We start from the raw sequence: 10,402 nt of genomic DNA, 5'->3' as shown, positions 1-10,402 counted from the left end.
CGGCGGCCAGCAGGGCGACGGGCCGCTTGGCGCGGGGCGCGGGGGTGGCGGCGTGGGCGGGCCGGTGAGGTCCACCGCCCTCGTACCCGCCGCCCTGGAATCCGCCGCCCCCGAATCCGCCGGCGTCGCCCGCACCCGCCGGGACCGTCTCGCCCCGGATGACCGGCGGCCGGTGGGCCTCGGGCCGGCCGGGGGCGGTCGGCGGGTACGGGGGCGGCGGCGGGTAGGCCCCGGCTCCGGCCCCCTGCGCCAGCCCGTCGCGCCCGTGCCGCCGGTCCTCGCCGAACGGCGCGTGCGGGGCCGGGCTGTTCTCCTGCGGGTACTCGCCTTCGCGGCGGAAGCTGTCGGTCATGACACCGACTCTGACCCCCGATCATGAGAGCTTCCTGAGTCAGACCTGAGAAGCCCGGCAGAACCGCGTACGACCGACATGGGAACCGGCCTTGACCCTCGACCTGGTGGAGGTCCCACAGTCGCGGGTGTGGAGAGCGAGATGCACAGCATTGGCGAGATGGGCCGCGACAGCGGGCTGGGCGTGAGCGCGCTGCGCTTCTACGACCGCGCGGGCGTCCTGCCGCCCGCCCGGGTGGATCCGGCGACCGGATACCGCTGGTACGCGCCCGAACAGCTCGACGAGGCCCGGCTGCTGGCCCGGCTCCGGCAGGCGGGGATGCCGCTCGCGGACGTCCGGCTGGTCCTGGCGGCCTGGTCCGGCGGGGACACCGGACTGGTGCCCCGGCTGCTGGACGGGCACCTGCGGCGGCTCGAACGCGAGCTCGCCGATGCGCGCGGCGCGCTCTCCGCGGTACGCGCGCGACTCGGACACAAGGAGAGCACCATGACCACCACCACCCGCACCACCCGGCTGACCGTGTCCGCCAGGGAGTTCGCGGCCGCACTGGACTCCGTGCGCTTCGCCGTCGGGACCGACCCCGAGCTGCCGGTGCTCGGCGGGATTCTCTTCGACGTGGAGGAGGCGGACCTGCACGTCGTGGCCACCGACCGGTACCGGATGGCCGTGGCCCGCGCCACCACCACCGGCCACGGCGGCGAGCGGATCCAGCTGACCGTGCCCGCCCCGCTCGTGGACGCCATGCGGGCCCTGCTGACCGACGACTCCCCGGCCCTGCTCACCGTGGACGGGGACGGGATCGAGCTGGAGACGCAGGGCCGCCGGGTCGCCGGGCGGTGCCTGGGCGAGGAGTTCCCCGACCACCGCCGCCTGACGCGGCTCCCCGAGGGCCGCCGCATCCCGCTGGACGTGCCGGCCCTGCGGCAGGCCCTCGGCGGGCAGGAGGGCGAAAGGTGCGCCCTCGTCCTGACCGACATCGTGACCGTCGTCGCCGACGCCGACGCCGACGAGTCCGGTTCCGCCTCGGGCTACGGCTTCGCCGTCGACGGGGACCGGGTCGGGGTCAACCCCGGCTTCCTCCTCGACGCGCTCGCCGTCGGGGACGACATGCTGCTGGAGTACGTAGGTCCCAAGGCCCCGCTGGTGCTCCTGCGCCCCGACACCGAGGACGCCTTCTCCCTGCTGATGCCGTGCACGCTCGACGCGTGACCTGAGCTCAGCGGCAGCCGCAGGAGCGGCGGATCACCAGCGCCGACGGGAACTGCTTCAGCCGTTCCCGTCGGGAGCCGGCCACGCGCAGGCCGTCGTCCAGGACCAGGTCCACGGCCGCGCGGGCCATCGCCGGGCGGTCCGATGCGATCGTGGTCAGCGGCGGGTCGGTGAGGGCGGCTTCCTTGACGTCGTCGAAGCCCGCCACGGCCAGCTCCTCGGGTACGTCGATGCGCAGCTCCCGCGCGGCGCGCAGCACACCGATCGCCTGGTCGTCCGTGGCGCAGAAGATGGCCGTCGGCCGGTCGGGCCGCGCCAGGACCTCCAGGGCGACCTTGTACGCGTCGTAGCGGTTGTACGGGGCCTCGATGAGCCGCCCCTCCACCGGGCGGCCGGCCTCCTGCATGGCCCGCCGCCAGCCCTCGACGTGGTCGGCCACCGGGTCGCCGACGGACGGGGTGTTCTCGACGCCGCCGATGCAGGCCACGTACTCGTGCCCGTGCTCCAGCAGGTGCCGGGTGGCGAGCTGGGCGCCGCCGATGTCGTCCGTGACGACGGCCACGTCGTCGATCGCCTCCGGGCGCTCGTGCAGCAGCACGATCCGTGCGTCCCAGGCCTCGATCTCCGACGCGGCGCGCTCGCTCATGCCCTGGCTGACCAGGATCAGGCCCGAGACCCGCATGCCGAGGAAGGCGCGCAGATAGTGGACCTCGCGCTCGTCCCGGTAGTCGGAGTTGCCGACCAGCACCATCTTCCCGCGCTCGGCGGCGGCCTGTTCGACCGCGTGCGCCATCTCCGCGAAGAACGGCTGCCGGGCGTCCGGGACGATCATGCCTATGAGGTCGGTGCGCCGCGAGGCCATCGCCTGGGCGACCCGGTCCGGGCGGTAGCCCAGGTCCTTGATCGCGGCGAGGACACGCTCGCGCGTGGCCGGGGCAACCGGCCGGGGTCCGTTGTTGATGACGTAGCTCACGACGGCGGTAGACGTACCCGCAAGTCGTGCAACGTCATCCCGCGTCACCTTGGCCACGCGCGGCAGTCTACGCGGGGTGACCTACCTCTGGGCAGGCCGTCCGGCCGAGTGGATGCTCACAGCGTCTTCGGCCGATCGGGTGACGGCCGGAGCCGTCTGCGCGGCCGTCTGCGCGGCGGCCTGGGCCGCGGCCTTCGCCGCCGCCTGTGCCGCGGCTTCCGCCGCCGCGCGCTCGACCTTCTCGGGTGTGACGAAGCGGTAGCCGACGTTGCGAACCGTGCCGATCAGGGACTCGTGCTCGGGGCCGAGCTTGGCGCGCAGCCGCCGTACGTGCACGTCGACGGTCCGGGTGCCGCCGAAGTAGTCGTAGCCCCAGACCTCCTGCAGCAGCTGAGCGCGGGTGAAGACCCGGCCGGGGTGCTGGGCGAGGTACTTGAGCAGCTCGAACTCCTTGAAGGTGAGGTCCAGCACCCGACCCTTGAGCTTGGCGGAGTACGTGGCCTCGTCCACCGACAGGTCGCCGTTGCGGATCTCCATCGGGGAGTCGTCAGAGCCCAGCTGCTGACGGCCGGTGGCCAGGCGCAGCCGCGCCTCGACCTCGGCCGGGCCCGCGGTGTCCAGCAGGACGTCGTCGATGCCCCAGTCGGCGGTGACGGCCGCCAGGCCGCCCTCGGTGACGACGAGGATCAGCGGACAGCCGGGTCCGGTGGAGCGGAGCAGCTGGCACAGCGACCGTACCTGCGGCAGGTCGCGGCGGCCGTCCACGAGGATGACATCGGCTCCGGGGGTGTCCACCAGGGCGGGGCCCTCGGCCGGGGCGACCCGGACGTTGTGCAGCAGCAGGCCGAGGGCGGGCAGCACCTCGCTGGACGGCTGCAGGGCGTTGGTGAGCAGCAGGAGTGAGCTCACGACCGACCACCTGCCCGGGTCGGACGGTGGTGCACGGTTCGCTGGTCCATCACGTCGGTTCCTCCTCGGTCCCGTCGAGGACATGCGCGGTACTGCTTCGTACGTCTTGCCCGGCGTCCCCGCGTCCCCGCGCCCTGGGGTCCGCATGGATACCACTGTTCTCGGTTCGTTCAACGCGCTGAAAGCACAAAAGGACCCGGGGGCAACGTTGCCCGGATCCTCTCGCCAAGCAGAATAGCCCACCCGCCCTTTCGTGGCCGAGGCATCCTCCGCTTCCACTTCTGTGGTTCATGCCACGCTCCGGCCCTGCGTATGCCCAGGTTTCACCGGATCACGGCCCGCCGAGCGGTATCCCCGGGCCGGCCGGGCGCACACCCGGCGCGTCGGAGCACGCCGGGGTCAGCGGTGGGAGGGGCCATCATGGAGGCCGACGGTAGAGAGCCGACGATAGGAGCTGCAGTGGCAACCGGAACCATCCGCTACTGGGCGGCGGCCAAGGCCGCGGCCAAGACGGCGGAGGAGCCGTACTCGGCGGGCACACTGGCCGAGGCGCTCGACGCCGTGCGGGAGCGCCACCCCGGGGAGCTGACCCGGGTCCTGCTGCGCTGCTCCTTCCTCGTGAACGACGAGCCTGTGGGCAAGCGCCCGCATGATTCCGTCCCGCTGACCGAGGGGGGCACCGTCGAGGTGCTCCCGCCGTTCGCGGGCGGGTGAGCGGGAGCCGATGAGTACGCCTGAGGAACAGCAGCGCCGGCAGTACGCGCAGCAGCAGTACCAGCACCAGCAGGAACAGCAGCAGCAACAGCAGCAGGAACAGCACCAGGACCCGTACGGGACCCAGACCTGGCAGTCCGACACCTGGGACACCAGCTACCAGCCGGTGCATCCGCCGCTGGGTGCGGTGCCCGGGCAGCCGGTGGCGCCCGAGGGCTGGTTCCGTGAGGAGGGACCGGCGGCCCCGACCGCCCCGGGCCCGTGGCCGGACGGCTCCGCCTCCGCCGCCGGTGGTTACGCACCGGCCCCGGCCCCGGACGCCTACCAGCAGCCGGTGGCTCCGGAGAGCTGGTTCCGGGACGAGGTCCAGGCTCCGGCTCCCGTCCCGGCTCCCGTGCAGGACTGGCCGCAGGGCGCCGAGACGGCCTACCTGCCGCCGTACCCGGGCCCCGAGCACGACCAGCAGCAGCACCAGCAGCACCACCAGCAGCACCAGCAGCACCAGCAGCACCACCAGCCGGTGGCTCCCGAGGGCTGGTTCCGGGACGAGGTCCAGGCTCCGGCTGCCGACCCGGCTCCCGTGCAGGACTGGCCGCAGGGTGCCGAGACGGCCTACCTGCCGCCGTACCCCGGCCCCGAACACGACCAGCAGCACCCGCAGCACCAGCAGCGGCACCAGCACCAGCAGTCGCCGCCGGTCGAGGAGGCCGCAGAGGGGTACTTCCCCGCGGTGGCCGGGGGACTGCCGCCGGTGGCCGACGTACCCGCCGCCGAGCAGACCGCCTACCTCCCGCCGCAGTCGGCCGCCACCGCCCCGGGCGAGGACCCGGCCGGGGTCCCGGGGGAGCCGCAGGAGATCACCTCCTGGTCCCCGCCCACCCTCGCCGGTAACACGCTGCGCGCCGTCGACCCCGCCCAGGCGCGTGCCGAGGGCCGGTCGCCGATCATCGACCCCGGCCCGCAGTCCGCCATACTGACCGCCGTCCTCGGGCTGCTGCTCGCCGTGGCCGCCGCCGTCGGGCAGTACGCCCTGCTCCTGCCGCTGATCGCCCTGCAGGGCCTCACGGCCGCCGGCTGGTTCCGCCTCAACGGCATGTGGCCCGCCCGCCAGGGCATCGCCCTCGCCTTCGCCGGAGCCGTCGTCGCCGACGTGGCCGTGCTCGCCGTCGACCCCTCGTACGGGCCCGGCGCGATCGTCGGGACCCTGGGCGCCTGGGTGCTGCTCACGCTCGTCCTGCAGCTGCGCAGCCACGCCGATCCTGACGAGCGGATGTACGGGCTGATGGCCTCGGTGGCCTCGGCCGCCCTCGCCATCATCTGCGCCGGCTATCTCGCCGCCGATTCCGCCGCCGCCACGGTCGGCGCCGCGGCCGTGGCGGTCGCCGTCTTCGCCCGTGCGCTGCCGCTGCCCACCGCCCCCTCGGTCGGCGTCTCGCTGGCCGCGGCCGCCGGAGCCGGCATCGCGGTCGGCGGGCTGACCTCGGTCGGTACGGGCGGGGCGCTGATCGGCCTCGTCGCCGGGGTGTGCGCGCTCGTCGGGCTGCGCGTGGCGGCGTACGACTACCCGTCGAAGTTCGTGCACATGACGGCCGGTGTCGCCCTGCCGCTCGCGGCGGCCGCCCCCGCCGTGTACCTGATCGGCCGGGTGGTGGGCTGATCCCTGCCTGACGGCGGGCATGGTCAACTAGAACGCACGTACCGATTAGTAGGGGGAGGGAACGTGCGTTTCCTGCGCGGCGTTGTGATCATCGGAGTGGTGCTGGGGGCCCTGTTCGTGGGCGTGGACCGCTGGGCCGCGAGTTACGTCGAGAACCGGCTGGCCGACCGGATACAGGCCCTGCAGGGCCTGGCCGGTTCCTCGGAGGTGAAGGTCCACGGTTTCCCCTTCCTGACCCAGCTGCTCAGCCACGACCTCGAGCGGGTCGACCTGAAACTGCGGGGCGTCGACGTCACCGCCGAGGACCGCAAGACGCGGCTCTCGGAGCTGGACGCGAGCTTCCACGGCGTGAAGCTGAACGGTGACTACAGCGGCGGCACCGCCGACCGGGCCGAGGGCGGTGCGCTCATCACGTACGCGGACCTGACGGCGGCCTCGCAGACCGGCGCGACCCTCTCCTACGGCGGGGCGCCGGGCAAGGTGAAGGTCACCGCGGCCGTGAACGTCTTCGGCAGGATCCTGACGGACAGCGTGGTGTCGACCGTCACCCTTGTGGACGCGCCGGGAGGGAAGGGCGGCAAGATCGTCCGGGTGCGCGCCGACGAGGTGCCGGGCGGGAGCGTTCCGGGGGTCGAGAAGCTGATCCGCAGCAAGACGGACTTCGACCGCGATCTCGGCAGCGGTATGCCGGCCGGACTCCAGCTCTCGTCCCTGACCTCGGACGAGGCCGGTGTGCACCTCACTCTGGGCGGTACGAACGTGGTGGTGGCCGGATCGTGAGACAGTGCGGTCCGATCCGCAGAAGGACGGGCCGCACGGGGGGTCCCTGGGCGGTGCGGCGGCCGCCCCGAGGGCTTCGGATCCCATTATTCGGACGATCCTGTCTCGATATATGACACGCCGGTGACAGGGCGGCCGATTCGTCCCTACGATCCATGGCTATGAAGCATCAGCAGGCGGACCTCACGAAGCGACGGGCAGTAGACCTGTGTCGCGTCGCCGCCATGCTCTGTCGATCCATGTGACCTGTGAGCGCATCCGCTCCATCGACCGGACGACGGCCCTACGGCCCTTCCCGCGTGACCGCACCAGCCTCCTGAAACCCTGACGCCTCCCCGCGCAGGACCTTGAGCGCACCCGCAGGCACGCAGTACGCGTCACCCGCACAGCCCCGCCGCACACTGCCCCGGAGGAGACACCATGAGCCGCAGCGACGTCCTCGTAGACGCCGACTGGGTCGAGGCCCACCTGAACGACGCCGATGTCGTCATCGTCGAGGTGGACGAGGACACGTCCGCGTACGACAAGAACCACATCACCAACGCCGTCCGGATCGACTGGAAGTCCGACCTCCAGGACCCGGTCCGCCGCGACTTCGTGGACCAGGAGGGCTTCGAGAAGCTCCTCTCCGCCAAGGGCATCTCCAACGACGACACCGTCGTCCTCTACGGCGGCAACAACAACTGGTTCGCGTCCTACGCCTACTGGTACTTCAAGCTCTACGGCCACCAGGACGTGAAGCTCCTCGACGGCGGCCGCAAGAAGTGGGAGCTCGACTCCCGCGACCTGGTCGACGGCAAGGACGTCCCGAACCGCCCGGCCACCCAGTACAAGGCCAAGCCGCAGGACACCTCCATCCGTGCCTTCCGCGACGACGTCGTCGCCGCGATCGGCTCCCTGAACCTGGTCGACGTCCGTTCGCCCGACGAGTTCTCGGGCAAGCTGCTCGCCCCGGCGCACCTCCCGCAGGAGCAGTCGCAGCGCCCCGGCCACGTGCCGAGCGCCCGCAACATCCCGTGGTCGAAGAACGCCAACGACGACGGCACCTTCAAGTCGGACGACGAGCTGACCGCCCTCTACGAGGCGGAGCAGGTCGACCTGGCGAAGGACACCATCGCCTACTGCCGCATCGGTGAGCGCTCCGCGCTCACGTGGTTCGTGCTGCACGAGCTCCTGGGTCAGGAGAACGTCAAGAACTACGACGGTTCGTGGACCGAATACGGCTCGCTCGTCGGCGTGCCGATCGAGCTCGGCCCCAACAAGTAACCAGACCAGCGGGCACGCGACGCCCTCGTAGTACACCTCTCCAGGACAGGACAGAGAACATGTGTGGAGCACAGATCGGCGGGCCCGACCTCGCGACGCTGAAGCCCGGTGAGACCGCCATCCAGGGTCAGGTCACCAAGGACGGCGAGCCGGTGTCCGGCTACGTCCGCCTGCTGGACTCGACCGGTGAGTTCACCGCGGAGGTCCCGACCTCGGCGACCGGCCAGTTCCGCTTCTACGCCGCCACCGGCTCCTGGACCCTGCGGGCGCTCGTCCCGGGTGCCCAGGCGGACCGTGCCGTGGTCGTCGCCGAGGCCGGCGGCGTGACGGACGTGGCGATCGCGGTCTGAGCACCGCACAGGTGATCGCCTGAACGAACGGCCGAAGGGCCGCACCCCCGGGGGTTGGACGCCACTGGAACGGGGTGCGGTCCTTCGTGCCGTCCCGCGTGCCGCGCACCTTGCGTGCGGGGGCGCCGGATCTACGCTGGACTCATGTACGCGCGGCGCCGACGCGTCTATTTCCTGCTCATGGGCGGATGCCTGTTCCTCTTCGTCTCCGCCTGGGCATTCGTGCGCCTGCTGTCGGTGGAGGCCGCGGTGGCCATGTGCGTGGTCGCGATGGTCATCCCGCCGGTCGCCGCGGTGATCGCCAACCGGCGCGGCCCGGACGACCGCTGGTGGGACGACCCCTCGGGCGACGCGAAGTCCGACGAGTGGTGGGACGAACTGGACGGAAAGCGGCGCCACGAGGACTGAAACCTCGCGAGACGAGAATGTGATCTTCGTTCGTACAACTGCTCCCCACCAGTGGGGGTCATGGGGTACGCGCGGGTAATCAACCCACGCCTGCAGTCCTGTGGGGGACCCCTTTGGAACACGAACAGACCATCCCGGAGCAGCGGAAAGAGGGGGAGAGTGCACCGGAGTCGGACACTTCGGTCCCGCGCCGCCGGGTGGGGCGCACGGCTCTCCTGATCGCGGGCGCGGCCGCGCTCGGCGTCCTCGCCGGGACGATCACCGGCTACGCGGTCCAGTACCACCGTGAGCCGACGCCGCTGCCACCGCTGGCCCAGCAGAAGATGGACGGGCCGAAGCCGGCCGCCATGAACGACGCGACGAGCCGGCGCTCGATCAACGCCACCCGCTGGCACAAGGCGGACGAGGACCTGGCCAAGAAGCTGCTGGACCTCCCCGGCGGTGCGCAGGACAGCTTCTCGGGTCCCGTCTCCACGGACGCGTTCTCGGCGGACTACTTCCTCGAGCCGTCCCAGGCGGTCGGCTCGCTCATCAGGGATGCCAAGCGGCTCGCCACCGCCCGGTGGTCCGAGGACGACCGGAACTTCATCGAGATCAACCTGCTCCAGTTCCGCGATCGCGCGGGCGCCGACGACTTCTACACGGAGATCGTCCAGTACATGCCCGGCAAGGACCACGCGGGCAACACGGGCAAGGGCCTCCCGGGCGCTCCGGCGGACTTCGGGCACATGTGGATCGACTCCAAGGCACACCAGGAGCCCGGGTACCACCCGCTCCGGCAGGGCCGCGCCGTGGTCCGGCGTGGCGACATCGTCATGAGCATCGAGTACACGAACAACCGCGGCGACGTCGACGAGAAGGCCTTGGCCGAGCTGGCCAAGCGACAGATGGAGCGGCTGTGAGCGAGCAGCAGAACACGACCGGGCCGGAGTCGGCGCCCGCACCCGCAGTGCCGGCCGAGCCCGCACCCGTTGCGGCGGTCGAGCCCGCGGCCGCGCCCGTGCGCAAGAGGAACCGCAGGACGCTCGCGCTGGTCTCGGCGGCCGTGGGCGTCGTCGTCCTCGCGGGCGGCGGTGTCGCGGCCGCGGACGCGCTCGCGGACGCCGACCGGACCGCGCCGACGCGGTACTGGGTGGCCGAGGACCACACGACCGGCGGCAAGCCGGACCCGGTCCCGTCCGTGCCGCCCAACGAGCTGACGGGCAAGCTGATGCCGCTGCCCGCCAACTACTGGCCCGGTCCCGACCTCGACCCCGAGGGCAACTACTACTACCTCCCGAGCGACAAGGCGCTGCAAAGCTTCAAGGACGCCCGCACGGGCCTCTCCAGCAGCGAGCGGGCCGAACGGGACAAGTCGCTGGCGGACCTGAAGCTCAAGGGCATGGCAGGGCGCAGCTACGGCCGCGGCGAGGGCCGCGGCGGCGCGGTCGCCGAGATCCGGCTCATCCAGGCAGACCCGCAGCAGCTGGCCAAGTTCGGCGAGTTCACCAAGAAGCTGATCGAGCTCACCGCCGCCGGCGGCGAGGCGCCCCAGGTGGAGGGCTACCCGCAGGCCAAGTGCGGGCTGGACGACTCGCTCAAGGGCGGGAAGGACGGCAAGGAGAAGATCGACGCGCTCGACTGCGTGGCCGTCGAAGGGGACGTCCTCGTGACCTTCCGCATGTACGGGAGCAAGGGATTCGCGGTGAAGGACGCCGCGAGCCTCTTCAAGCAGCAACTCGACCACCTCAAGTCCCCCGGAGAGTCCGCGTGAGCAGCGAGCAGACCACCACCGGCCCCGAGGC

At 71.9% G+C, this 10,402-nt stretch carries 12 protein-coding genes and 1 pseudogene; 10 read left to right on the top strand and 3 right to left on the bottom strand.

The features are described from left to right. Positions 1 to 352, bottom strand: a pseudogene (locus ACWGIU_RS17810) (serine protease); the annotation flags it as partial. A 141-nt stretch (positions 353 to 493) separates the two neighbouring features. Here ACWGIU_RS17810 and ACWGIU_RS17805 point away from each other — a divergent pair. Then, complete coding sequence (locus ACWGIU_RS17805; RefSeq protein WP_453706839.1) at positions 494 to 1,561, top strand: DNA polymerase III subunit beta family protein; 1,068 nt, start codon at positions 494 to 496, stop codon at positions 1,559 to 1,561. A 7-nt stretch (positions 1,562 to 1,568) separates the two neighbouring features. Here ACWGIU_RS17805 and ACWGIU_RS17800 read toward each other — a convergent pair whose 3' ends face one another. Next, entirely contained in the window at positions 1,569 to 2,591 is a 1,023-nt protein-coding gene (locus ACWGIU_RS17800) for a LacI family DNA-binding transcriptional regulator (protein WP_453706837.1), read from the bottom strand. A 24-nt stretch (positions 2,592 to 2,615) separates the two neighbouring features. Beyond that, positions 2,616 to 3,443, bottom strand: coding sequence for a response regulator transcription factor (locus ACWGIU_RS17795; protein ID WP_453706835.1), 828 nt, complete (start codon positions 3,441 to 3,443; stop codon positions 2,616 to 2,618). 459 nt (positions 3,444 to 3,902) lie between these two features. Between ACWGIU_RS17795 and ACWGIU_RS17790 the strand changes: the two genes are divergently transcribed. From ACWGIU_RS17790 to ACWGIU_RS17750, 9 genes are all read left to right on the top strand, one after another. Then, positions 3,903 to 4,157, top strand: a complete 255-nt coding sequence (locus tag ACWGIU_RS17790; RefSeq protein ID WP_030387258.1) for a MoaD/ThiS family protein — start codon at positions 3,903 to 3,905, stop codon at positions 4,155 to 4,157. Positions 4,158 to 4,167: 10 nt separating this feature from the next. Then, positions 4,168 to 5,814, top strand: a complete 1,647-nt coding sequence (locus tag ACWGIU_RS17785) for a hypothetical protein (RefSeq protein ID WP_453706833.1) — start codon at positions 4,168 to 4,170, stop codon at positions 5,812 to 5,814. Between the two features lie 63 nt (positions 5,815 to 5,877). Further along, positions 5,878 to 6,594, top strand: coding sequence for an LmeA family phospholipid-binding protein (locus ACWGIU_RS17780; protein WP_453706831.1), 717 nt, complete (start codon positions 5,878 to 5,880; stop codon positions 6,592 to 6,594). 155 nt (positions 6,595 to 6,749) lie between these two features. After that, a complete protein-coding gene (locus ACWGIU_RS17775) occupies positions 6,750 to 6,839 on the top strand; it encodes an Ms5788A family Cys-rich leader peptide (RefSeq protein WP_350875872.1) in 90 nt (29 codons plus the stop codon). A 175-nt stretch (positions 6,840 to 7,014) separates the two neighbouring features. Beyond that, positions 7,015 to 7,860, top strand: a complete 846-nt coding sequence (locus ACWGIU_RS17770) for a sulfurtransferase (RefSeq protein ID WP_453706829.1) — start codon at positions 7,015 to 7,017, stop codon at positions 7,858 to 7,860. Between the two features lie 59 nt (positions 7,861 to 7,919). Further along, positions 7,920 to 8,210, top strand: a complete 291-nt coding sequence (locus ACWGIU_RS17765) for a DUF1416 domain-containing protein (protein WP_030030422.1) — start codon at positions 7,920 to 7,922, stop codon at positions 8,208 to 8,210. Positions 8,211 to 8,354: 144 nt separating this feature from the next. Beyond that, positions 8,355 to 8,618, top strand: a complete 264-nt coding sequence (locus ACWGIU_RS17760) for a DUF3099 domain-containing protein (protein ID WP_453706827.1) — start codon at positions 8,355 to 8,357, stop codon at positions 8,616 to 8,618. Between the two features lie 113 nt (positions 8,619 to 8,731). Next, entirely contained in the window at positions 8,732 to 9,520 is a 789-nt protein-coding gene (locus ACWGIU_RS17755) for a hypothetical protein (RefSeq protein ID WP_453706825.1), read from the top strand. Then, positions 9,517 to 10,371 (top strand): hypothetical protein, encoded by an 855-nt coding sequence (locus tag ACWGIU_RS17750; RefSeq protein ID WP_453706823.1) that lies wholly within the window; start codon positions 9,517 to 9,519, stop codon positions 10,369 to 10,371. Before ACWGIU_RS17755 ends, ACWGIU_RS17750 begins: the two co-directional genes overlap by 4 nt. The last annotated feature ends 31 nt before the right edge of the window (positions 10,372 to 10,402 follow it).

The sequence above is a fragment of the Streptomyces sp. NPDC054840 genome, from assembly GCF_053611065.1.
The sequence above is the reverse complement of the archived record's forward strand: the minus strand, read 5'-3'. Positions and strand labels throughout refer to the sequence as shown.